The 21,553-nt window shown below is 59.2% G+C and carries 22 protein-coding genes; 14 read left to right on the top strand and 8 right to left on the bottom strand.

Annotated elements, in window-relative coordinates:
* Window positions 1-3: 3 nt before the first annotated feature.
* The 7 genes from Q1B40_RS10260 to Q1B40_RS10230 all read left to right on the top strand — a co-directional run bounded on the left by Q1B40_RS10260 (window position 4) and on the right by Q1B40_RS10230 (window position 5,710).
* Window positions 4-483, top strand: coding sequence for a DUF3291 domain-containing protein (locus Q1B40_RS10260; protein ID WP_299813412.1), 480 nt, complete (start codon window positions 4-6; stop codon window positions 481-483).
* A gap of 23 nt (window positions 484-506) precedes the next feature.
* On the top strand, window positions 507-791 hold the full coding sequence (paaB, locus tag Q1B40_RS10255) for a 1,2-phenylacetyl-CoA epoxidase subunit PaaB (RefSeq protein WP_299813410.1): 285 nt from the start codon (window positions 507-509) through the stop codon (window positions 789-791).
* Window positions 791-1,567 carry a 1,2-phenylacetyl-CoA epoxidase subunit PaaC gene (gene paaC / locus Q1B40_RS10250; RefSeq protein WP_299813408.1) on the top strand — a complete coding sequence of 259 codons (777 nt, stop codon included), beginning with the start codon at window positions 791-793 and terminating at the stop codon, window positions 1,565-1,567. Before paaB ends, paaC begins: the two co-directional genes overlap by 1 nt.
* Before the next feature lie 4 nt (window positions 1,568-1,571).
* Window positions 1,572-2,087 (top strand): 1,2-phenylacetyl-CoA epoxidase subunit PaaD, encoded by a 516-nt coding sequence (paaD, locus tag Q1B40_RS10245; RefSeq protein WP_299813406.1) that lies wholly within the window; start codon window positions 1,572-1,574, stop codon window positions 2,085-2,087.
* 34 nt (window positions 2,088-2,121) lie between these two features.
* Window positions 2,122-3,195, top strand: a complete 1,074-nt coding sequence (locus Q1B40_RS10240; protein ID WP_299813404.1) for a 2Fe-2S iron-sulfur cluster-binding protein — start codon at window positions 2,122-2,124, stop codon at window positions 3,193-3,195.
* Between the two features lie 58 nt (window positions 3,196-3,253).
* Window positions 3,254-5,308, top strand: coding sequence for a phenylacetic acid degradation bifunctional protein PaaZ (gene paaZ / locus Q1B40_RS10235; RefSeq protein ID WP_299813402.1), 2,055 nt, complete (start codon window positions 3,254-3,256; stop codon window positions 5,306-5,308).
* A gap of 78 nt (window positions 5,309-5,386) precedes the next feature.
* Window positions 5,387-5,710 carry a hypothetical protein gene (locus Q1B40_RS10230; RefSeq protein ID WP_299813400.1) on the top strand — a complete coding sequence of 108 codons (324 nt, stop codon included), beginning with the start codon at window positions 5,387-5,389 and terminating at the stop codon, window positions 5,708-5,710.
* Here the strand turns inward: Q1B40_RS10230 and paaK are convergent, their stop codons facing one another.
* From paaK to eutB, 6 genes are all read right to left on the bottom strand, one after another.
* Window positions 5,711-7,021, bottom strand: coding sequence for a phenylacetate--CoA ligase PaaK (gene paaK / locus Q1B40_RS10225; RefSeq protein ID WP_299813398.1), 1,311 nt, complete (start codon window positions 7,019-7,021; stop codon window positions 5,711-5,713). It abuts the gene before it with no gap.
* Window positions 7,022-7,060: 39 nt separating this feature from the next.
* Entirely contained in the window at window positions 7,061-7,486 is a 426-nt protein-coding gene (paaI, locus tag Q1B40_RS10220; protein ID WP_299813395.1) for a hydroxyphenylacetyl-CoA thioesterase PaaI, read from the bottom strand.
* 22 nt (window positions 7,487-7,508) lie between these two features.
* The gene (paaG, locus tag Q1B40_RS10215) at window positions 7,509-8,303 is read right to left on the bottom strand and encodes a 2-(1,2-epoxy-1,2-dihydrophenyl)acetyl-CoA isomerase PaaG (RefSeq protein WP_299813393.1); all 795 of its coding nucleotides are present in this window, start codon (window positions 8,301-8,303) and stop codon (window positions 7,509-7,511) included.
* 280 nt (window positions 8,304-8,583) lie between these two features.
* Window positions 8,584-9,951 carry an aspartate aminotransferase family protein gene (locus Q1B40_RS10210; RefSeq protein WP_299813391.1) on the bottom strand — a complete coding sequence of 456 codons (1,368 nt, stop codon included), beginning with the start codon at window positions 9,949-9,951 and terminating at the stop codon, window positions 8,584-8,586.
* A 41-nt stretch (window positions 9,952-9,992) separates the two neighbouring features.
* Window positions 9,993-10,988: a cyclodeaminase gene (locus Q1B40_RS10205; protein WP_299813389.1), complete on the bottom strand. Its 996-nt coding sequence runs from the start codon at window positions 10,986-10,988 to the stop codon at window positions 9,993-9,995.
* Window positions 10,978-11,985, bottom strand: coding sequence for a hydroxyectoine utilization dehydratase EutB (eutB, locus tag Q1B40_RS10200; protein WP_299813386.1), 1,008 nt, complete (start codon window positions 11,983-11,985; stop codon window positions 10,978-10,980). Before eutB ends, Q1B40_RS10205 begins: the two co-directional genes overlap by 11 nt.
* 180 nt (window positions 11,986-12,165) lie before the next feature.
* Between eutB and Q1B40_RS10195 the strand changes: the two genes are divergently transcribed.
* From Q1B40_RS10195 to Q1B40_RS10185, 3 genes are read left to right on the top strand one after another with little or no spacing between them, the layout of a single operon-like run.
* The gene (locus tag Q1B40_RS10195; protein ID WP_299813384.1) at window positions 12,166-13,350 is read left to right on the top strand and encodes a M24 family metallopeptidase; all 1,185 of its coding nucleotides are present in this window, start codon (window positions 12,166-12,168) and stop codon (window positions 13,348-13,350) included.
* A gap of 13 nt (window positions 13,351-13,363) precedes the next feature.
* Window positions 13,364-14,533 carry an acetylornithine deacetylase gene (gene argE / locus Q1B40_RS10190; RefSeq protein WP_299813382.1) on the top strand — a complete coding sequence of 390 codons (1,170 nt, stop codon included), beginning with the start codon at window positions 13,364-13,366 and terminating at the stop codon, window positions 14,531-14,533.
* The gene (locus Q1B40_RS10185) at window positions 14,530-15,252 is read left to right on the top strand and encodes a GntR family transcriptional regulator (RefSeq protein ID WP_299813380.1); all 723 of its coding nucleotides are present in this window, start codon (window positions 14,530-14,532) and stop codon (window positions 15,250-15,252) included. Before argE ends, Q1B40_RS10185 begins: the two co-directional genes overlap by 4 nt.
* 38 nt (window positions 15,253-15,290) lie before the next feature.
* Here the strand turns inward: Q1B40_RS10185 and Q1B40_RS10180 are convergent, their stop codons facing one another.
* Window positions 15,291-16,112: a hypothetical protein gene (locus Q1B40_RS10180; protein ID WP_299813378.1), complete on the bottom strand. Its 822-nt coding sequence runs from the start codon at window positions 16,110-16,112 to the stop codon at window positions 15,291-15,293.
* A 94-nt stretch (window positions 16,113-16,206) separates the two neighbouring features.
* The gene (locus Q1B40_RS10175) at window positions 16,207-17,292 is read right to left on the bottom strand and encodes an endonuclease/exonuclease/phosphatase family protein (protein ID WP_299813376.1); all 1,086 of its coding nucleotides are present in this window, start codon (window positions 17,290-17,292) and stop codon (window positions 16,207-16,209) included.
* A gap of 274 nt (window positions 17,293-17,566) precedes the next feature.
* Between Q1B40_RS10175 and Q1B40_RS10170 the strand changes: the two genes are divergently transcribed.
* From Q1B40_RS10170 to Q1B40_RS10155, 4 genes are all read left to right on the top strand, one after another.
* Entirely contained in the window at window positions 17,567-19,675 is a 2,109-nt protein-coding gene (locus Q1B40_RS10170) for a catalase (protein WP_299813374.1), read from the top strand.
* Between the two features lie 112 nt (window positions 19,676-19,787).
* On the top strand, window positions 19,788-20,066 hold the full coding sequence (locus tag Q1B40_RS10165) for a hypothetical protein (protein WP_299813372.1): 279 nt from the start codon (window positions 19,788-19,790) through the stop codon (window positions 20,064-20,066).
* 75 nt (window positions 20,067-20,141) lie between these two features.
* Window positions 20,142-20,939: a guanitoxin biosynthesis heme-dependent pre-guanitoxin N-hydroxylase GntA gene (gene gntA, locus Q1B40_RS10160; protein WP_299813370.1), complete on the top strand. Its 798-nt coding sequence runs from the start codon at window positions 20,142-20,144 to the stop codon at window positions 20,937-20,939.
* Window positions 20,940-21,524, top strand: a complete 585-nt coding sequence (locus Q1B40_RS10155) for an urea carboxylase-associated family protein (protein ID WP_299813368.1) — start codon at window positions 20,940-20,942, stop codon at window positions 21,522-21,524. It abuts the gene before it with no gap.
* The last annotated feature ends 29 nt before the right edge of the window (window positions 21,525-21,553 follow it).

The raw sequence follows: 21,553 nt of genomic DNA, 5'->3' as shown, positions 1-21,553 counted from the left end.
CAGATGACCGGTACACATATCGCCGAATTGAACGTCGCGCGGCTCAAATACGAAATCAACGATCCGCGGGTCGCAGACTTCGTCAACAATCTCAACCGGGTGAATGCCGCTGCCGAGCGCAGCGAAGGCTTCGTCTGGCGTCTGAAAGAGGAAGCCGGCGACTATTCGGTGGTCGTTGATGACGACCCGAGGATCATCCCCAATCTCTCCGTCTGGGAAAACGTCGAAAGTCTCGAGAATTTCGTCTTCAAGACCATCCACAAACGGATCTACGAGCGACGTGCAGAATGGTTCGGGATGATGGAAAAGATGCATTTCGTCATGTGGCCGGTAGAACACGGACACCAGCCCACACTTGAAGAAGCCTGGGACAGGCTGGCTCATCTGAACACGCACGGATCGACCGATCTGGCCTTTGGCTGGGACCATGTTCCCACGGCCAATCTGTGGCGCTCCGCCCGCTGTGAAACTTCGGCGGCGTAACCGGCCTTCTGGGAGAAAATACAATGAAAAAGGAATGGCCACTCTGGGAAGTGTTTATTCGCGGACAGCACGGTCTCAATCACCGTCATGTCGGATCGCTTCACGCTCCGGACGCCGAAATGGCGATCAGGAATGCCCGCGATGTCTATACGCGCCGAAAGGAAGGCGTTTCCATCTGGGTGGTTCCTTCCGCGCAGATAACGGCATCCGACCCTGGGAACAAGGAAGCCCTGTTCGAGCCTGCGACGGACAAGATCTACCGGCACCCGAGTTTTTATGACATTCCGGATGAAGTCGGGAAAATGTGATGGTGACGAGGAGCGAACATATCGCGAGCGATATTCTGTTCGAATGGTTGCTGCGCAGGGGCGATACCGCGCTTATTCTCGGTCATCGGGTTTCGGAGTGGTGCGGGCATGCACCTGTTCTGGAGGAAGATATCGCACTGGCGAATATCGCGCTCGATCTGATCGGACAATCGCGTCTCTGGCTCGGCTATGCAGGCGAAGTGGAAGACAAGGGGCGCGGTGAGAACGAGCTTGCCTATCTGCGCGATGCCTGGCACTTCCGCAATGTCCTGCTCGCCGAACAGCCGAACGGCGATTTCGGCAATACCCTCATGCGCCAATTCCTGATTGACGCCTGGCAGGACGCTCTTCTGGAAGCGCTCAAGTCGTCCGCAGATGAGCGGATCGCCGAAATCGCGGTCAAGGCCGGGAAGGAAGTCGCATATCATCTCGACCGGTCCTCGGATCTGGTGATCAGGCTGGGAGACGGAACGCCGGAAAGCCACCGTCGCATGCAGGATGCTCTGGATACGCTCTGGCCCTACGTCGGTGAAATGTTCGTGGCCGATGCGGTCGATGAGGCGATGGCGGAGGCCGGTCTGGCGCCCGACCCGCAAACCCTGAAACCGGGTTGGGAAGAGACCGTCGCAGCAGTTTTCAAACAGGCGACCCTGACGCAGCCGCAATCGGATTTTGCCCACAAGGGCGGCCTGACCGGCCGGCATTCGGAACATCTCGGCCATCTCCTGTCGGAGATGCAGTTCCTGCAAAGGGCCTATCCTGGCGCGACGTGGTGAAGTGATGCAGGTTTCAACCGACACGGTCTGGCAGTGGCTTTCGGAAGTCCCCGATCCGGAAATCCCTGTGATTTCCCTGACCGATCTCGGGATCATCCGCGATGTCAGCTGGGACGAGGATACTCTCGTGGTCACGGTGACACCGACTTACACGGGCTGTCCGGCGACGTCGGTAATCAATCTCGACATCGAAACCAAACTGCGTTCCTGCGGCATCGACGATCTGCGTCTTGAACAGAAGCTCACCCCTGCCTGGACGACGGACTGGCTGACTGCCGAGGGACGCGAAAAACTGCGCCAATACGGCATCGCGCCGCCTGCGGAGGAGCAGGCACAGAGAGGCGGGGGAACCGACGCAAGGGTCGCGAGACTAACTGGTCTGAAGAACCTCGTGGTTGCCTGTCCGCGCTGCGGATCGCAGAACACGGAAAAGATAAGCCAGTTCGGTTCGACCCCTTGCAAAGCCGCTTACCGGTGCCGGGCCTGCCTGGAACCCTTCGATTATTTCAAATGCCACTAACCGCAGGCTCACTGCTGTTTCCGGGAGGAACGACATGTCACGCTTTCATGCCCTGACCGTCACGGAGGTGGTGCCGGACACGCGCGACAGCGTCATCGTGACCCTGCGGCCGCAAACGGAAGACGTGGATATCTTCCGGTTCACCCAGGGACAGTATCTCACCTTCCGCCGAGATTTTGACGGCCATGAGGTCCGCCGCTGCTATTCGATTTGCGCCGGCACCGAAGAAGGCGCTCTGAAGGTGGGCATCAAAAGGGTCGACGGCGGGGCATTTTCCTGCTGGGCCAATGAAAATCTCAAACCGGGCGACACCGTCGAAGCGATGCCCCCGCTCGGCAGTTTCTTCGCTCCGGTCGAACCGGCGAGCGCAAAGTTCTATCTCGGATTTGCCGGCGGGTCCGGTGTCACGCCCGTTCTGTCGATCCTGAAAACAGTGCTGGCGCGAGAGCCGAACTCCCAGTTCACGCTGATTTATGCCAATCGCCAAGTCTCTTCGATCATGTTCCGCGAGGAACTGGAAGGTCTCAAGAACAGGTATCTGGGCCGCCTGCAGATCATCCATATCCTGAAGAGCGACGCGCAGGACACTGACCTGTTTTCCGGCCGGGTGGACGCGCAAAAACTCGATGAACTGCTTGAAACCCTGATCGACCCAGAGGACATCGATCTTGCGTTCCTGTGTGGTCCGCACGGCATGATGGAAACGGTGCGTCAGGGGCTTGAAAGACACGGCGTTGCCACGGACCGGATCAAGCAGGAACTTTTCAAGTCCGACCAGCCTGGCCGTCTTCCGGTCAATCAGACCGCAATTGCCTCTGATGAAAAATCCAGGGAAGCCGACCTGAAGCTGACCCTCGACGGCACCACGCGGGACATTCACATGGAACCCGGTGAGAGCATTCTCCAGGCCGCTCACAGGAACAATATCGATGCGCCATATTCCTGCTGCGCCGGTGTCTGTTCGACCTGCCGTGGCAGACTGCTGGAGGGGGAAGTCGAAATGGCGGCCAATCACGCGCTTGAGGACGATGAAATCCGCGACGGTTACATCCTGACCTGTCAGTCCCGCCCACTCACCAAACGCCTTGTTCTCACCTACGACGCCTGAACACAGGGGAACGGTTTCCGTACCCTGAGGTCTTCAATCTTCAGACTGGATTTGCTTCATGACTTTGGTCACACAAAACGTGCGCGTTCTGGAAAGCTGGCTGGCCGGACGCTGGCAAACCGGGAAAGGCGAGGGCAAGGCGCTTCTCGACGCCTCGACTGGCAAACCTGTCGCCAGTATCGACGCTTCCGGTCTCGATTTGGGCGAAGCGCTTGCCTATGGCCGGGAGGTCGGCGGCAAGGCTCTTCGAAAGATGACCTATCATGAGCGCGCGCTGATGCTGAAGACGCTGGCGCAATCGCTGATGGAGAACAAGGAGCTTTTCTATGAGGAGAGCTTTGCAACCGGCGCAACCCGCAAGGACAGCTGGATCGACATCGAAGGCGGCATAGGGACGCTCTTCGCCTTCTCATCCAAGGCCCGCCGGGAAATTCCGAACACGAGGGTGTTCGTGGAAGGCGCGGTCGAACCGCTTTCCCGGGACGACACGTTTTCAGGACAGCATATCCTGTCGCCCTTGCGCGGAATTGCCGTCCACATCAATGCGTTCAACTTTCCCTGCTGGGGCATGCTGGAAAAGATCGCGCCCGCTTTAATCGCGGGCGTTCCCTGTCTGGTGAAGCCAGCCAGCCAGACCGCCTATGTGACGGAACGCATGGTGCGGCATATCCAGGAAAGCGGAATCCTGCCGGACGGAGCGCTGCAGCTGCTTTGTGGGTCGGCCGGCGATCTCATCGATCATGTCAGCGATCAGGACGTGGTGACCTTCACCGGGTCCGCCTCGACCGGTCAGATGCTGCGTGGTCATCCGGCGATCATCCGCAATTCGGTCCGCTTCACCATGGAAGCCGACAGCCTGAACGCCGCCGTTCTGGGACCGGACGCAAAACCGGGTGAGCCGGAGTTCGATCTGTTCGTTAAGGAAGTTGTCCGGGAGATGACCGCCAAGGCTGGTCAGAAATGTACCGCGGTCCGGCGCATCATCGTTCCAAGGGTATCTGTTTCCGCCATCGCGGAGGCTCTCAACCAGCGATTTGCCCGTCAGGTGATCGGCGATCCCCGGCAGGAAAACGTGACCATGGGGCCTTTGGCGTCACTCGGTCAACGGCAGGAGGTTCTGGAACGTATCGCGGATCTCAAGGCCGAAGCCGAGTTGATTTCTCCCGAAAACGGCAATCTACCGGAGGAGGGCGCTTTCACTTCTCTCGTGCTGCTTCATTGCGAAAAGCCCCTTTCCTCGGACGCCGTACATTCCATTGAGGCCTTCGGGCCGGTGGCAACACTCATGCCTTACGATGAAATCGAGGAAGCGGTTGAGCTGACGCGCAAGGGCAAGGGCTCGCTTGTCGCCTCCATGTTTACCGATGACCCGTCGGTGGCGGAGGAAATGGTTCTCGGCATGGCGCCGTTCCATGGCCGCGTGATGATCGGCAATCGCCAGAGCGCCAAATCGTCGACCGGACACGGATCCCCCTTGCCGATGCTGGTTCATGGTGGGCCCGGCAGGGCCGGAGGCGGGGAGGAGCTTGGCGGCATCCGGGCCATCAAGCATTACATGCAGCGCACTGCCGTCCAGGGAGCCCCGCATCTCTTGGGCGCCGTGACGGGCAAGTGGGTCACAGGTGCTCCGGGCCGCACGGACAGCCAGCATCCGTTCCGCAAGTCGCTTGCCGAACTGAAGATCGGCGACCGGCTGATGACGAAATCCCGGACCGTGACGCTTGAGGATATCGAACACTTCGCCACCTTCACCGGCGATACGTTCTACGCCCATATGGATGAAGACGCTGCAAGGCGGAATCCGTTCTTCGAGGGCCGCGTCGCACACGGCTATCTCATCGTCTCCTTCGCTGCAGGCCTTTTTGTCGACCCGGATGAGGGACCTGTCCTCGCCAATTACGGCGTCGATAACCTGCGCTTTCTCACGCCGCTGAATGCGGGAGACGACTTGAAGGCGCAATTGACGGCCAAGGAAATCTCGCCGCGGATTACAGCCGATTACGGCGAAGTCAGATGGGACTGTCTCGTGACCAACCAGAAGGACGAACCCGTTGCGCACTACGACGTCCTGACACTTGTTGCAAAGGAATGGTCGGGGAAAAGAACGTCATAAAAAAGGAGCGGGCGAGCCGGACAGGAATTCGGCTGCATGTTTCGGGGAACTTTTCCGTCACCGGTGGGTTGAGCCCATATGGAAACACGTATCTACAAGCTCACGCCCTCAGCCGCCGACTGGGACCCGAACTGGGATCTTGCGAAAAATCAGGGTGAAGTGATCGTTCGGGCGCAATCTCCGGCAGACGCCCGCATTGTGGCGAGTGAGGCGGAGCCTGATTTTCTGGACACGGGCGGTAAGCCCGCTGAAGGTGCATCAACGAGGAATGCCAGCGCTTTTCGCGATGAAAAGCTCTATGCCGTAGCGGAGCTTTCGAGCAGCGAGTTTTCTGCCGAAGGCCCGCGTGAACTGCTCCGGGGATCGATCGGAAACCCGCTCAAAGCCGGCTTTTCTTCCTGATCAGTTTTTCGGCCGGTTGTCCACCACCCGCTTGGCCTTGCCAGCGGAGCGTTCAACCGCGCCGGGTTCGGTCACGTTGATCACAGCCGATACGCCGACGACGCTCTTGATGTGATGCGCCAGCTCCTTGGAAGATCGCGCGCGCTGGTCTCCCGAAGCGGCTCCGGGCAGGGCCTCCACATGGACCGTCATCACGTCAAGGCGATCCGCCTTTTTCAGTTCGATCTGGAAGTGCGGCGACAGCCCCTTGCATTTCAGGATCTGTTCCTCGATCTGTGTCGGAAACACATTCACTCCCCTCAGGATGATCATGTCGTCCGAGCGACCGGTCACCTTTTCCATCCGCCGCATGCTGCGCGCCGTACCCGGCAGCAACCGGGTCAGGTCGCGGGTGCGATAGCGGATCATCGGCAGGCCTTCCTTTGTGAGGGTGGTGAACACGAGTTCGCCGATTTCCCCGTCGGGCAGCACTTCGCCCGTCTCCGGGTCGATGATTTCCGGATAAAAATGATCTTCCCAGATATGCAGGCCGTCCTTGGTCTCCACACATTCGTTGGCAACGCCCGGACCCAGAATTTCGGACAGTCCGTAAATATCGACGGCATGCATGTCGAAGGCCTGTTCGATTTCGCGGCGCATGGAATTTGTCCAGGGCTCGGCCCCAAAAACACCCACGGCGAGCGAACTTTCCCTCGGATCGATTCCCTGGCGGCGGAATTCGTCCAGAATGGACAGCAGATAGGACGGGGTCACCATGATGATGCGGGGTTTGAAATCCTGGATCAGGGTGACCTGGCGCTCGGTCATTCCCCCGGACACGGGAATGACGGTGCAGCCCAGCTTTTCAGCGCCGTAATGCGCACCGAGACCGCCGGTGAAAAGACCGTAGCCATAAGCGACGTGGATGATGTCGCCGGCGCGGCCGCCGGCAGCGCGGATCGAGCGGGCGACGAGATTGGCCCACATTTCGATATCGTTGGCCGTATACCCGACTACGGTCGGCTTGCCGGTGGTTCCAGAAGACGCATGAATCCGCACGATCTTGTCGCGCGGAACCGCGAACAATCCGAAAGGGTAGTGATCCCTGAGGTCGGACTTTGCCGTGAACGGGAACCTGGAGAGATCGCTCAGCGTCTTCAGGTCGGAAGGGTGAACACCTTTGGCGTCAAATCGCTCCCTGAAAAAGGGAACGTTTTCATAGGCATGGCTGAGCGACCATTTCAGGCGCTCCAGTTGCAACGCGCAGAGTTCGTCCCTGGATGCCGTTTCAACAGGTTCCAGATCACCGGGCCGCGGAGCCAGATCTTCCATGATGTCCTCCCAAAAGCCGGACGCAAGGGTCCGTCTCTCCTACTCAGGCAATATCGTGCCTTTTGTTGTTCTTGAATTGCCGCGGAATTCGGCAATCGTATCGCCGTTCTGATTTTCTATCGTCACATCGTAAAGACCTGACCGGCCCTGCCGGGACCGTTCGCGCGCCGTGGCGGTCAGCCGGTCGCCCAGATGGGCCGGTGCCAGAAAGGTGATCGAGCACTGCTGCGCGACCGTGACCTGGTTGTAGGTGTTGCAGGCAAAGGCGAAGGCGCTGTCGGCAAGGGTGAAGAGATAGCCGCCGTGACAAGTTCCATGGCCGTTGGTCATGCTTTTGGACACGTTAACCGACATCACCGAATGGCCCGGAGCGATATGGTCCAGGCTGAGGCCGAGGTCCTGCGATGCAGTGTCCTGCGACCACATCCGTTGCGCACAGGCTCTGGCGAGGTCTTCATGCGTCATTCAACTCTCCGAAAACATGTCGTCAGGAACCGGAGAACCGGGCCTGGCGTTTTTCCAGAAACGCGGCGACGCCTTCCCGGTAGTCGGATGTCCGCCCGGCCAGACGTTGCGCATCGCGTTCCGCATCGAGATGACTGTCGAGAGACTGGACCGACGCATCCTGAATGAGCTGTTTTGTCAGCGCCAGGCCGCTGGTCGCACCGCCTGCGAGTTGCCCGGTAAACGTCCTGGCTTCCTTGAGGAGTTCCATGTCGGGCACGGCCTTCCAGATAAGGCCCCAACTTACCGCCATTTCGGCACTGAGCGGGTCACCCGTCATTGCCAGCGCCTTGGCACGCGCTTCGCCGATCAGCCGCGGCAGAAACCATGTTCCGCCGGAATCCGGCACCAGTCCGATTTTGGAAAACGCCTGGATGAAACGCGCCGAATGGGCTGCCAGGACGATATCGCAGGCCAGCGCAATATTCGCGCCGGCTCCGGCGGCGACCCCGTTGACGGCGCAGACAACCGGTTTCGGCAACGCACGTATCTGGCGGACGAGCGGGTTGTAGAGGGTTTCAAGCGTAAGCCCCAGATCCGGCGCTTCGCTTCCCCCGCGCATGTCCCGGTCTGAAAGATCCTGACCGGCGCAAAAGGCGCGTCCGGCACCCGTCAGCAGAACGGCGCGAATGTCATCATCCGATTGCGCCTCGTCCAGGCATTGGCGCAATTCATGATGCATGGTTTCGTTGAAGGCGTTCAGCCGGTCCGGGCGGTTGAGGGTTATAAGGAGAAAGCCGTCCTGCCGCTCCGCCAGCACCGTTTGTGTGTCAGCCATTCGCTCCTCCCAAAGCGTCACAAGTTTTTGTGAAAGTGCTAAATTTGTGTGACATTAATGCACGATGGGCGGCTCCGGTCAAAGCCGGAATAGATCTTTTTTCACACGGGCCGCGCAGAGCGGCAAAATGGCGGTCATGCCGCAATCGTTCAGGACATCCGGTCCGGGAAAATGCCGGATACATCCGTAGCGTAACAGACCGTTGTCCCGGTGAGCGCAGTGCAGCGCCGGGACAACGTGAGACCGATTCCCCCGCAGGGCTCGGGGGAACTTATTGCGTTTACAGAACCGCGCGTACTGCCTTGCCTGTGGCGGCAACGACCTGGTCGATCTCTGCTTCCGTAATACACAGCGGCGGCGCGAATCCGAGGATATCGCCCTGGGGCATCGCCCGTCCGATGACGCCTTCCTTCAAAAGAGCGGCCGCCACTTGCGGTCCGACCTTTTTGGCAGGGTCGAAGAAGGCCCGGCTGTCCCTGTCTTCGACAAATTCAACAGCGCACAGCATCCCGTCGCCGCGGATATCGCCCACATTGGCGTGATCGCCGAGTTCGCCCTGCAGGGCGTTCTTGAAATAGGCTCCGGCGGATTTCGCGTTTTGGATCAGACCGAGCTTGTCGATAAGTTCCAGGTTGGCGACACCGGCGGCAGCTCCGATGGGATGAGCGGAGTAGGTCCAGCCATGGCCGATGGGACCGAATTCATCGGCGCCGTCTTCCAGAACCTTCCAGACCTTGTCTGAAATGATCGACCCGGAAAGCGGTGCGTAGGCCGAAGTCAGGCCCTTGGCGATGGTGATGAAGTCGGGTTCAATCCCGTAGTGATCCGATCCGAACATGCTTCCCAGTCGACCGAAACCGGAGACGACTTCGTCGGCGATCAGCAGGATATCGTGTTTCTTCAGAACCTTCTGAATGGCTTCCCAGTATCCGGCGGGCGGCGGCACGATGCCCCCGGTGCCGAGCGCCGGTTCGCCGATGAAGGCGGCAATCGTGTCCGGGCCTTCACGTTCGATCATGGCTTCCAGTTCCGCAGCGCAATGGGCGACGAAATCCGCTTCCGACATCGACAGATCCTCCCGGCGGAAATAATCGGGTGCGATCGTATGCAGGACCGTGTCGAACGGAAGGTCGAACTTCTTGTGAAAAAGCTCCAGGCCGGTAAGCGAGCCGGTCATCAGGCCAGAACCGTGGTAGCCGCGCCAGCGTGATATGATCTTCTTCTTTTCCGGACGGCCGAGAATGTTGTTGTAGTACCAGACCAGCTTGATGTTGGTCTCGTTGGCGTCGGAGCCGCCAAGGCCGAAATAGACCTTCGACATGTGTGCGGGCGCCCGCTCCATCACCATTTTGGCAAGGGTGATGGAGGCTTCCGTGCCGTGGCCGACATAAGCGTGGTAATAGGCAAGCTCCTTGGCCTGGGTGGCGATGGAATCGGAGATTTCCGTTCGCCCGTAGCCGACATTGACGCAATAAAGCCCGGCAAAGGCGTCAAGCAGGCGCGTGCCGTCCCGGTCCTCGATAAAGACGCCACTGCCGCCTGTGACGATGCGGCTCGGGCTTTCACCGCGCGCATGCTGTGCCAGGTGTGTGGAGGGATGGAAAAAATTCTCCCGGTCCCAGGCATCCAGTCGATCGTTCTTGAGCATGTTGTGATCCTTTCTTCTGGCCCTGAAATCAAAGATTCAGGTCAGGTTGTGAGTGTCGTTCCTGCCTGGGCTTTCACTACCCGCCCAAGTGTCAGTGTCGCGATTGCCGTATCCTGGACGCCGGTTCCGGTCAGGTCGCAAACGGTAATCTGATCGACGTGCGTTCTGCCCGCTGCGGTGCCTGCAATCACCGCGCCAAGCTCGACGGCTTTTTCCGTCCGGGTCATAAGGCCGTTTTCCAGGGCAGTTCTCAGTTCGCCAAGACTTGCGCACTGGCTTATGCGGTCGCACACCAGCACATCCGCCTGCGCCAGGATCCGTGGTGAAAGTTCGTTCTTGTCTTCCTGATCGGATCCCATCGCCGTGATGTGCAAACCGGGATGCAGGCAACCTGCGTCCAGAATGGCATCCCTGGCCGGTGTTGTGGTTACGACAAGCTGGCACGCGGCCACGAGCTCGTGTCTGTCTGGAACGGCCTGAACCTCGACACCTAGTGTTGTCCGCAATTCCGTTGCAAGCAGATCCGCTTTTTCCCGGCTGCGCCCCCAGACAAGAACCTTTTCAACCGGCCTGACCTTCGCAGCCGCAATGACCTGCAACCTGGCTTGAACGCCGGTTCCCAGAACGCCCATGGTCGTGACCGTTTCGGGTGCGAGGTGGCGGGCGACAACGGCGCCAGCGGCGGCCGTGCGAATATCCGTCAGATAGCCGTTGTCGAGAAACACCGCCTGCACCTGGCCGGTCTGAGCCGACAGAAGCACCATGAGGCCGTTGAGGCTCGGCAGGCCCAGGGATGGATTGTTGAAGAACCCGGGAGAGACCTTGATCGCAAATCCGTCAAGGCCGGGGACATAGGCGGTCTTGACGTCAACTTCGGCATTCACATTTGGGAGCGCCATGGAAAGCACCGGGGGCATGACAACGTCCCGTGTGGCAAGCGCGGAAAAGGCGCTCTCGATGCAGTCGATGATTTCAAGGCCCAACTGGACGACACGCCGCAACTCTTCTTCGGTGACGAGCCTGATGTCATGCGGCATACCGCGCTCCTTTCACGACTTTGGCTCCAAGCACGATATCCCTGCCACAGACGATATCGGTGAACTGCGTCATGTCGACGGTCCTGCCGGTGATGATGGTGGCGACCGGTCCCGTCAGGTTCGGGAGTTTTCCGGAAAGGCATGCCGCGATGCCGACGGCAGCGGCACCCTCGGCAACCAGGCGCTCCTCGAAATAAAGCACCTGCATCGAGCGGTAGATCTCCTCCTCGGAAACCAGGACGATGTCGTCGAGAAGATCCCGGCACATGCTGAAAGAGAGTTTGTTGTCCAGCCCGATCCCGCCACCGAGCGAATCCGCAAGGCTGGCGACCTCGGTGATTTCCACGGGATGACCGGCCCTGATGGACACGTCCATCGCGGCTCCGCGATCCATCGTTACTCCGATGACGTTTATGGCCGGATTGATGGATTTCGCGGCGAGAGCGACACCTGCCGCCAGTCCTCCGCCGGAGAGCGGCACAAGCAATGTCGCGAGATCCGGAAGGTCCTCAAGGATTTCAAGACCTGCGGTTCCCTGACCGGCGATGACATGGGGATCATCGAAGGGAGAAATTTCATGGATGCCGGGTTGAAGGCTCAATCTCCGGCACTCCGCCTGAGCATCGTCCTGACTGGTGCCGATGATCGTGACATCCGCGCCCAGCGCCCTGATGCCATCGACCTTGGTCTGCGGCACCAGTGAAGACATGCAAACGATCGCCTTGAGACCCGCCTGTCGTGCCGCATGGGCGACGCCCCGGCCGTGATTGCCGGTGGAACAGCAGGTGAGGGTGGTCGTTCCGAAGGGAACATTCCGCGCCGCATTGGTCGCGCCGCGCAGCTTGAAAGCACCTGTCGGCTGCAGGCTTTCCATCTTCAGATGGAAGGGCACGCCGGTCTCCTGCGTCAGGAAAACCGACGGCAGCAGCGGTGTCCGAACAACATTGCCGTCAATCGCCTTCCGCGCGGCGAGAATGTCTGCAAGTGCAATCTGCATGGAAGCCCTGAAACAAGCCGGAATTTGTGAGTGTGCGCTGGAGGTGATTAAGCCACCTCACGCCATTTGTGTACAAATAATAAGAAATCGCAAGAGGCGCTACGCGTGGCTGCGATTTTTCTTGCCCGGAAAACACGGTTTGTGATTATTTGTATACAAATATCTTTTCGAGGACACATGATGCCCGGGCACGACCTTCCTTTCAGCCAGTCGGAATACGAGCGGCGTCTCAAACTTGTCCGCAGCGACATGAGTGCGCGCGGAATTGACGTCCTCTTCGTCGAAGATCCGTCGAATATGTCCTGGATCACCGGTTATGACGGCTGGTCCTTTTATGTTCATCAGGGTGTTCTGGTGTTCCTGGACGAAGACCCGATCTGGTGGGGCCGGGCACAGGATGCCAATGGGGCCCGGCGCACGGTCTGGATGGATGACGAACGGGTCGCCTCATATGCGGACAACTACATCCAGTCTCCCGACCGCCATCCGATGCAGAACCTTGCTGCTCTTCTGAAATCCAGCGGCTACGCCGAAAAACGGATCGGTGTCGAGCTGGAGAATTACTATTTCTCGGCAAAGGCTTATCTGACCCTGCGTGAGGAACTGCCTCAGGCGGACTTTCCCGATGCAACCGGCATGGTGAACTGGCTGCGCGGGGTGAAATCCGACGAGGAGCTGGTTTTCATGCGCAAGGCGGCGCGCATATCGGAAAAGATCATGGATGGCGTTTTTGAACGGGTCCAGCCGGGCATGCGCAAGGCAGATCTCGTCGCTGAAATCTACGCCGACGCAATCCGGGGTCTGGACGATGCCTGGGGAGACTATCCGGCAATCGTACCGCTGCTGCCGAGCGGAGCGGACGCCTCTGCGCCGCACCTTACATGGGACGGCCGGTTCATGCAGGAGGGGGAGGCCACCTTCTTCGAGCTTTCCGGCTGTTTCCGCCGCTATCACGCCCCCCTGTGCCGGACTGTCTTTCTCGGCAAACCGCCGCAATACATGCTTGATGCCGAAAAAGCGCTTGTCGACGGCCTTGAGGCCGGACTTGAAACCGCACGTGCCGGCAACACGGCCGGCGACATCGCCCGGGCACTGGCCAAACCGCTGGAAGCGGCTGGCATTGAACGCGGCGCCCGCGCCGGATACCCGATCGGCATTTCCTATCCTCCCGACTGGGGAGAGCGCACCGTCTCCATCCGGGAAGAAGACACCACGGTCCTGAAACCCGGCATGACCTTTCATTTCATGCCCGGCTTGTGGATGGACGGCTGGGGGCTGGAAATTACCGAAAGCATCCTGATCCGCGAAGAGGGACCGGCTGAATGCCTGTGCAACCGGCCCCGCAGCCTCTTTGTGAAGACCTGAGGCGGCAACGGCTTTGGACCACATTTCCCGGACTGTTGAAATTCTCGACCGACTGATCGCTTTCCCCACCGTGTCGGCTGACAGCAATCTGGCTTTGATCGACTATGCCGCCGGACTGCTGGAGGACAGCGGCGCGCATGTAAAAATTTCACACGATGAGAGCGGCCGTAAAGCCAATCTCTTCGCGACATTGGGACCGCGAACCTCGGGGGGGCTGGTCCTTTCCGGTCATACCGATGTGGTTCCGGCCGGCGATGCGCAATGGAGGGGCGACCCATTCGCGCTGCGCGAAGAGGACGGACATCTTTTTGGCCGGGGCACCTGCGACATGAAGGGCTTCATCGCCGCGGTTCTCGCCAAGATGCCGGACTATGCGGCGCTGGATATCAAGCGGCCGTTGCATGTCGCTCTGACCTATGACGAGGAGGTCGGCTGTTTCGGCGCACGTCATCTGGTGGAAGAACTGAGGGAAACGGATATCAGACCCTCGGTTGCCATTATCGGCGAACCGACGGATATGCGGGTCATCGAGGGTCACAAGGGCTGTTATGAATATACGACCTCCTTTCACGGCACCGACGGCCACGGATCCGAGCCGGACAAGGGCGTCAACGCCATACACGTCGCCGCAGCCTTTATCGGCAGGATGATGGAACTTGCCGACGATCTGAAGCGCAAGGGCGGACCCGAAGGTGCCCGATTCAATCCCCCCTGGACGACCCTTCAGACAGGCAGGATCGAGGGCGGTTCGGCGCGCAACGTGATTGCCCGCCACTGCAGCGTCGAGTGGGAAATGCGGCCGGTTCGTGAGAACGACGCGCGGGAGGTCAAGTCAGCCCTCGAAACCTACTGCCGAGACGTTTTGCTGCCTCAGATGCGGGAAATTTATCCCGAAGCCGATATCGTTACCGAAGTTATCGGCGAGGTCGCGGGCCTTGCCGTTACGAGCGAGAACGAGGCCCGGGACATCGTCGCGGCGCTGACAGGCGAAAACCTGTGCGATGTGGTGGCCTTCGGGACCGAGGCCGGTCTGTTTCAGGCACTTGGCATGTCTGTGGTCGTTTGCGGGCCGGGATCCATAGCCCAGGCGCATCAGCCCGATGAATTCGTATCACTCGAGCAGCTTGATAAGTGCATTTCCATGCTCTCGGGTCTGGAAAGAACCCTGGTGCGCCCGGCATGACCAGGAGCGAGACACAGGATCCGGACATCGCCGGTCAGCTTGAGGCGGCGGCGACGGCGCAGGAGCGCTTCCAGATCATGTACACGGTCCTGCGCGACCGCATCTCGATGCTCGACTATCCGCCCGGCACGCAGTTGAGCGAGGAAGTTCTGGCGGGCGAATTCGGCATCAGCCGGTCTCCCTTGCGCAAGGCGCTGCAGATCCTGGAGGCGGACGGGCTCGTGCTCTCCCAGCAGGGTGTCGGCACACTCGTGACCGACGTCGATCTGGACGAGCTTGCCCAGGTTTACCAGTTGCGCATGGAACTGAACGAATTGACCGGCAGTCTGTCGCCGACCTTGGCTGACGATAGCCTGAAGACACTGTTCGCCAGCATGCGGCTGAGGGCAGAAAGACTGCGCGCCACACCTGACCGCCAGGCCTTTGCACGTCTGAATATCGATTTTTTTCATGCATTCCAGCTGCTGACGGAGAACCAGCCGCTGCGAGACGTGTCCGAAAAGCTTTTCTACCGGACATGCCGCATCTGGCTCACCCTGATCCCCGACAGGGATCTTGCAGCGGAAGTCGCCATTTTCAGCGATGAGATACTCGCCATCGCAGATGCCGTGACGGTGGGCGATGTCGGTGCGGCTGCGCATATAAGGCGGGCGCATCTGTCCATGGGATTCAAGCGCCTGACGGAAATGCAACAGGCCGAAGGCGCGCAGGCGGGATAATCAGGCGTTGACGAGGCTTCGGTGAGTTTTCTCCCCGGTTACTGCTCCGCCGGCCAGTCATGCAGGCTGAACTGCCGGGCCCAGTCCTGCATGGCCTCCAGGAACCCCTCAGGATCGTCATCTCCATCTACCGAGAGAAAGGGGAGTTCCTGAAGGGCGTAGCGATAAGACCTGAACCTTTCGGGAGACTGCGCGACGCGGCGGGCCAGCCAGTTCAGGCTTTCCGGCAGACCGCGTTCCCATCGTGAGGACGAGTAGTACAAGGCAAGAGGGGATGCATTCAGGCGAATGCACAGATCGGCCAGCGCGGGCAGCAGGATGTCGTCGTTCCTAACGTTCAACGGATCGCGAATGCGCAGGAGGACGGTGAAGCCGCGCCCTTGCACCACTGTCTGGGTGATGTTCAGGACGAAAGTGACCGACAGCGTCAGCACCACCATTCCGCTGACCGCGGCCACGGTGGAAAGATTGTCCCAGAGTGCCGAAGACGGCTGAACATTCGACGCGCCGACCGTGGACAGGGCGCTGCCGATAAAGGCGAAGGTAGACGCCCAGTCTGCAGGCTCTCCGGTCGATTTCATCACCAGAGCCTCCGGGTAACTGCGAAAGATGAGCAGCCAGCCGACAAAGGTGAGAGCCAGCCAGACAAGCGCCACGCCACTCATGACAACCGGTCCGGCAAGGCGCAAAGCCGCGCTTTCGCCCGGCAGCCGGGCGAGGAGACGGAACACGTACCAGTAGACCGCGGCGGCTCCGCGCGTCAGCGGGCCGGCCTTGTTGGCGCTGATGGTGGTGAAGGCGAAGTCAGCGGCTGTCACCGCAAGAACCAGAATTCCGGCTATCAGCAATATCACGTTCATCGAAAACCTTTGTTGTCAGGTTGCCTGCGGTCGGAACCGTTCTGAAAACACAGGATGTGCACTTCAAAATTCGGGGCCTGACCGGAGCGCGGGCCTATTCCCAATCGGTGCCGACGGGCGGCCTGTTGCGATGCTTCTCCGTTGCGACGACGTCATCTGCTTCCTTGAGATCCGCCTTCGTCCCAGGAGGCGGCGGCTGATTGTTGTCGGCGTCCGTCAGAGCAAAACGGTAGAACATCGGAAAGTGGTCCGAGCCGATGAAAGGCAGTCGTTCCATGTCGACGAGTTCAAATCGGACCGAATGAAAGATGTGATCCAGCGGCCAGCGCATGTACCAGCGCCTCGCGTCGAATGAATTGAAGAAACCCCGGCCCTGACGCGGGTCGAGCAGACGGGATAGGCGCAGAAACCGCCGGGTCGTTCTGGACCAGGCAACATCGTTGAGATCCCCGGTCACGATGGTCGGAAGCGGCTCTTCGCTCGCCATCTCACCCACAAGCAGGATCTCGGCATCGCGGCCCAGCGTATCTCGCGTCGGCAGGGGAGGTTCAGGATGGATTGCAACGATCCGCACGTCCTGACCGCCGGGCAAGGTGGCGATACAGGAAATGCTCGGCACTTCTTCGTTCAGGAGGAATTGAACATCGTAGCTGCGCAGCGGAAGTCGGCTGGCGAGGATCATGCCGTAGGTATTCGACTGCGGACAGGCGGCTATATGCTTGAACTTTGAAAGGGAAGGGCGCAGCGCCTCGAACCAGGCCTGATCGGTTTCCATGAATATGGCGATATCCGGGTCCCGTTCCGCCAGCAGATCGGCGACCCGCGCATAGTCGCGATTGCCCTGTTTAACGTTCGATACGAAAAACGAGATGACCTCGGCCTTTTCAAGGTCCCCGGCATATCGGGCGGTCTGGGTAAACCAGACGGGTGTGAACGGGAGCACATAGACCATCTGGATCGCCAGTGTGGTCACGGTCATGGCGGCCAGGACGATCATGGCCGTCTGAGGTATCGGAAGGAGCGCTGCAGCGATCAAGACAAGGGTTGCGATCCCGATCACTTGCAGACGCGCAAAGTCGAAGGAGCGGACCGCCCCGTGAGCGATGGGCAGGAGGGGCAGCAGAGTCGCCACAATACAAAGACCCGACAGGCACACGAGTATCGCAGTAATCAAGGTCATTCTGGTCTTTTTTCCCGACTGCAATTCCCAGCTTTCGCCAAAATCAGATGTTTGCCAACGTTCTGATTGCTTGAACGCCCCGGCGGACAAATCGTTCCCTTCAAGTTGTCTGGAATTTACTTCGGTTCGGCTTGGGAAGAACGCTCTGCGTTGCTTTCGCACCCCGGCACAAAAACATCCACGTAGGGAACCAAACTGGAATTTTCACGTTTCGGAGGAACTGGCGTGCGGCTTGTTTGGGCTGCGTGCTCCCCACCGAAAGCATGAGGACGACATGGCCAAAGGCACTGAGCAATCCCGTAAAACAGTCAAATTCGGCGACCAGACGGCGCAGCGCGGCGAGGGAGGCGAATTGCACCAGACTGCCGGGGAGGGTGTCCCCACCCTGACCACCGCCCTCGGAACGCCTGTGGCTGACGACCAGAATTCGCTTCGCGCCGGTCCGCGTGGCCCCACCTTGATGGAAGATCAGCATTTCCGGGAAAAGATCTTTCATTTCGACCACGAACGCATTCCAGAGCGCGTCGTCCATGCGCGTGGTTTCGGAGCCCATGGTTATTTCGAAGCGACCGACGACATTTCGGATCTGACCCGCGCCGCCGTCTTTGAAAAAGGCGAGAAGACGGATGTCTTCGTTCGGTTCTCGACTGTTGCAGGCAACAAAGGGTCAGCTGATTTGGCCCGGGATGTCCGCGGCTTCGCGGTGAAATTCTATACGCGCGAGGGCAACTGGGATCTCGTCGGCAACAATATCCCGGTCTTCTTTATTCAGGACGCCATCAAGTTCCCCGATCTCATCCACTCTGCCAAGCAGGAACCGGATCGCGGTTTTCCGCAGGCCCAGACGGCCCATGACAATTTCTGGGATTTCATTTCGCTCACGCCTGAATCGATCAACATGGCCCTGTGGATCATGTCCGACCGGACCATTCCACGTTCGCTCCGGTTCATGGAAGGCTTTGGCGTCCATACATTCCGATTGGTGAATGCGGACGGCGAAGCGAAATTCGTCAAGTTCCACTGGAAGCCGAAACTGGGCATGCAGTCCGTCGTCTGGAACGAAGCGTTGAAGCTCAACGGCGCCGACCCGGATTTCCATCGCCGCGACATGTGGAACGCAATTCAAAAGGGTGATTTTCCGGAATGGGAACTCGGCCTGCAGGTGTTCGACGAGAAGTTTGCAGAAGAATTCGAGTTCGATGTCCTCGACGCAACCAAGATCATTCCCGAAGAACAGGTTCCGGTTCGGATCGTCGGGCGCATGGTGCTAAATCGCTGTGTCGATAATTTCTTCGCAGAGACCGAACAGGTGGCCTTCCAGACGGGCAGCGTCGTTCCCGGAATCGATTTTTCAAACGACCCGCTGTTGCAGGGGCGCAACTTCTCCTATCTCGACACGCAGCTGTCGCGGCTCGGCTCGACAAATTTTACCCATCTCCCGATCAACGCCCCGCGCTGCCCATTCCATCATTTCCAGCAGGACGGACACATGGCGTTCCGCAATCCCAAGGGGCGGGCGAATTACGAGCCCAACTCCTGGGGCAGCGAAGGCGGTCCGCGGGAAGATCCGGAAAAGGGTTTCCGGTCCTATCCGGAGGAGATCGACGGGCAGAAGAGACGTTATCGCTCGGAAACCTTCGCCGATCACTACAGCCAGGCCCGTCAGTTCTATCATTCGCAGGCGGAAATCGAGCGGGCACACATTGCCGAAGCCTTCGTGTTCGAGCTGTCGAAAGTGGAAACGCCTGCCATCCGCGAACGTATCGTCTCGCATCTTCTGAATGTCGATGAGGCACTGGCCGAGAAGGTGATGGAAGGGCTGCGGTTGAAGAACAAGCCGAAGCCGGCCGATGCCGCGATGCAGCCCCGTGACGATCTCAAGGTGTCGCCGAAGCTTTCGATTGTTCGCAACGGCCCGGACAGCTTCTCAGGACGCAAGCTCGGCGTGCTCGTGACCGACGGCGTCGACATGGCGGTCGTCGACGGGCTGAAGCAGGCTCTCGAAAAGGAAGGCGCGGATATCGAATTCGTTGCGCCGATGATCGGAGGTGTTGAAGCCGCTGACGGCACGTGGATCGAAGCCCAGCAGAAGATCGACGGAGGTCCGTCCATTCTCTATGACGCTGTCGCGATCCTGGCCTCGGAAGACGGTTTGAAGGACCTGATCAACGTTCCCGAAGCCCGCGATTTCGTCGCAGACGCCTTCGCGCACTGCAAATACATCGCCTATACGGCCGCGACCAGGCCGTTGCTTGAAAAGGCCGGGATCTGGTCGGATCTCGATGACGGCTGTCAGGAACTTGCAAAACAGGGCGATGGTCAGGAGTTCGTCAAGTCCTGCCGGTCGCTCCGGTACTGGGATCGCGCCTCCAAGCTGGACTGATTTTCAGCCTTTCAGGACACGGCCGGCGGACAAAGCACTCCGCCGGCTGCCTTTTCGTTTCGATACCTCTATTTCATGAGGGTGTCGAAGCAATCGCGAACAGGAAACCGATATGACCGCCACGGCTTACCTGGTTGTCCTGCCTGCGCAGGGAAAACAGGACGACCCCTCGGAGATGGTGAAACTGAATGGCGCGAGCATCGAGGGCTATTGCTGGCTCTCGGAGCAAATGGTGATTGTCATGACGGATCTGAGCCGCTCGAAACTCTACCATGCGGTGAAGCGCCAGTTTGACGACGACCGGCCGCTGCTGGTCGCGCCTTTATCACAGGCGCCCAAATTCAAGGGCCTTGCGGCCGGATCCACGAAATGGGTTCGCCAGCACATGTAAGTTGGCAGACCGGCGAGCCCGACATGCTCCCCGGGACCTTGAAAACCCGGTCCGGAACCACGTCAGTTTTTTCCCATGAAAATCGTGCTGGCAACGCCGGTCACTGATTACGGTTTTCCTGGCGATTGCTGCTTACCTCTCCGGAACCACTCGGTCTCTTTCCCGTTGAATAAATACATAAGAAAAATGGGAACGGAGACTCCCGAAATGTCGAATAGAGATGCGTGTCAGGCTTTTCGTGCTTTTATCCAGAGCGCCGAGTTTCCTTGTGTCGGCGCGAAGTCAGCGCTTGCACGAGATGCATTGACGATTTTTACAGCCGGCAACATCCAGCGTGCCACGGACGATATCGAGTTGCATCGCGCGCTGGCTGAATACAACAAAAGCCTGGACCTCGACAGTCCGGTCGTTCAGTCGTTCGTCGCGATTTTCGACGGACCGGCGGATCTTGATGAAGAAGCTTTCGAAACAGCGCTGTGGGACCGCCTGCAATGCCTGCACAATCTGGACGTGGCGTCCGGAACGGAGTGGAGCGAAAGTGTCGATCCGGATCCGGGCTCTCCGCATTTCTCATTGAGCATCGGTAGCGAACCTTACTTCGTCATCGGGCTTCACCCCAATGCCTCCCGTCCTGCCCGCAGGTTTGAAAGACCAGCGCTCGTTTTCAACTCGCATGAACAGTTCGAGAAACTTCGGCTGGACGGCCGGTTCCAGAAGATGAAATCGATTATTCGCGAGCGCGACGAGCAGCTTGCGGGCGAAATCAATCCCATGCTGGCCGATCACGGCGAAGCCTCGGAAGCCCGCCAGTACAGCGGCCGTGCTGTCGGCGAAAACTGGAAATGTCCCTTCGAAGCAAAGGAAGTCGCGTAGATGCAAGTCCGTATCCCCCCTCGCAGCGGGACAGCCTTTGAAATCCGCAAGGGACAACTCCTCACTGTCATCGACCCGGAAGGCGAGCAGGTCTCCGATCTGGTTGCCTTCAGTACGGCGGATCGATCCGAGCGCATCTCTTCGGGACGCTCCATCGACTACGCAAGCCGTCTCTTCCTGACGACCGGGGACATTCTGTATTCAAATCGCTCAAACCCGATGTTCACCATCGTCGAGGATGAAGTCGGACGGCATGACTTCACCCTTACGCCGTGTTCATCGGACACTTTCAGAAAGATTTATGGAGACAGCGATCCCCACCACGGCTGCCAGGGCAACCTGGAACGTGCGCTGGAGCCCTATGGCATCGAAGGCGACGACATTCCCATCGCCTTCAATGTTTTCATGCATGTTTCGGTCGATGGTGACACCGGCGAAATCGCTGTGCTTCCGCCCAAAAGCAAACCCGGCGAGAAGACCGTGTTTCGGGCTGAAATGGACCTGATCGTCGGAATGACGGCCTGTTCGGCCGGTCAGTCAAACAATTTCAAATACAAACCGATCGAATTTGTCCTCAGCGACTGATGACATCCAGCCCTCCGGCCGGGGAGAAA

It is taken from the genome of uncultured Roseibium sp. (genome assembly GCF_947496995.1).
Classification (GTDB): domain Bacteria; phylum Pseudomonadota; class Alphaproteobacteria; order Rhizobiales; family Stappiaceae; genus Roseibium.
This window is presented reverse-complemented; position numbering and strand designations above follow the sequence as displayed.

Bases quoted from the DNA above. Each gene is read 5' to 3' on its own strand.
- Q1B40_RS10260 (WP_299813412.1), top strand. From the start codon at position 4: ATGACCGGTACACATATCGCCGAATTGAACGTCGCGCGGCTCAAATAC.
- paaB (WP_299813410.1), top strand. From the start codon at position 507: ATGAAAAAGGAATGGCCACTCTGGGAAGTGTTTATTCGCGGACAGCAC.
- paaC (WP_299813408.1), top strand. From the start codon at position 791: ATGGTGACGAGGAGCGAACATATCGCGAGCGATATTCTGTTCGAATGG.
- paaD (WP_299813406.1), top strand. From the start codon at position 1,572: ATGCAGGTTTCAACCGACACGGTCTGGCAGTGGCTTTCGGAAGTCCCC.
- Q1B40_RS10240 (WP_299813404.1), top strand. From the start codon at position 2,122: ATGTCACGCTTTCATGCCCTGACCGTCACGGAGGTGGTGCCGGACACG.
- paaZ (WP_299813402.1), top strand. From the start codon at position 3,254: ATGACTTTGGTCACACAAAACGTGCGCGTTCTGGAAAGCTGGCTGGCC.
- Q1B40_RS10230 (WP_299813400.1), top strand. From the start codon at position 5,387: ATGGAAACACGTATCTACAAGCTCACGCCCTCAGCCGCCGACTGGGAC.
- paaK (WP_299813398.1), bottom strand. From the start codon at position 7,021: ATGGAAGATCTGGCTCCGCGGCCCGGTGATCTGGAACCTGTTGAAACG.
- paaI (WP_299813395.1), bottom strand. From the start codon at position 7,486: ATGACGCATGAAGACCTCGCCAGAGCCTGTGCGCAACGGATGTGGTCG.
- paaG (WP_299813393.1), bottom strand. From the start codon at position 8,303: ATGGCTGACACACAAACGGTGCTGGCGGAGCGGCAGGACGGCTTTCTC.
- Q1B40_RS10210 (WP_299813391.1), bottom strand. From the start codon at position 9,951: ATGCTCAAGAACGATCGACTGGATGCCTGGGACCGGGAGAATTTTTTC.
- Q1B40_RS10205 (WP_299813389.1), bottom strand. From the start codon at position 10,988: ATGCCGCATGACATCAGGCTCGTCACCGAAGAAGAGTTGCGGCGTGTC.
- eutB (WP_299813386.1), bottom strand. From the start codon at position 11,985: ATGCAGATTGCACTTGCAGACATTCTCGCCGCGCGGAAGGCGATTGAC.
- Q1B40_RS10195 (WP_299813384.1), top strand. From the start codon at position 12,166: ATGCCCGGGCACGACCTTCCTTTCAGCCAGTCGGAATACGAGCGGCGT.
- Q1B40_RS10185 (WP_299813380.1), top strand. From the start codon at position 14,530: ATGACCAGGAGCGAGACACAGGATCCGGACATCGCCGGTCAGCTTGAG.
- Q1B40_RS10180 (WP_299813378.1), bottom strand. From the start codon at position 16,112: ATGAACGTGATATTGCTGATAGCCGGAATTCTGGTTCTTGCGGTGACA.
- Q1B40_RS10175 (WP_299813376.1), bottom strand. From the start codon at position 17,292: ATGACCTTGATTACTGCGATACTCGTGTGCCTGTCGGGTCTTTGTATT.
- Q1B40_RS10170 (WP_299813374.1), top strand. From the start codon at position 17,567: ATGGCCAAAGGCACTGAGCAATCCCGTAAAACAGTCAAATTCGGCGAC.
- Q1B40_RS10165 (WP_299813372.1), top strand. From the start codon at position 19,788: ATGACCGCCACGGCTTACCTGGTTGTCCTGCCTGCGCAGGGAAAACAG.
- gntA (WP_299813370.1), top strand. From the start codon at position 20,142: ATGAAAATCGTGCTGGCAACGCCGGTCACTGATTACGGTTTTCCTGGC.
- Q1B40_RS10155 (WP_299813368.1), top strand. From the start codon at position 20,940: ATGCAAGTCCGTATCCCCCCTCGCAGCGGGACAGCCTTTGAAATCCGC.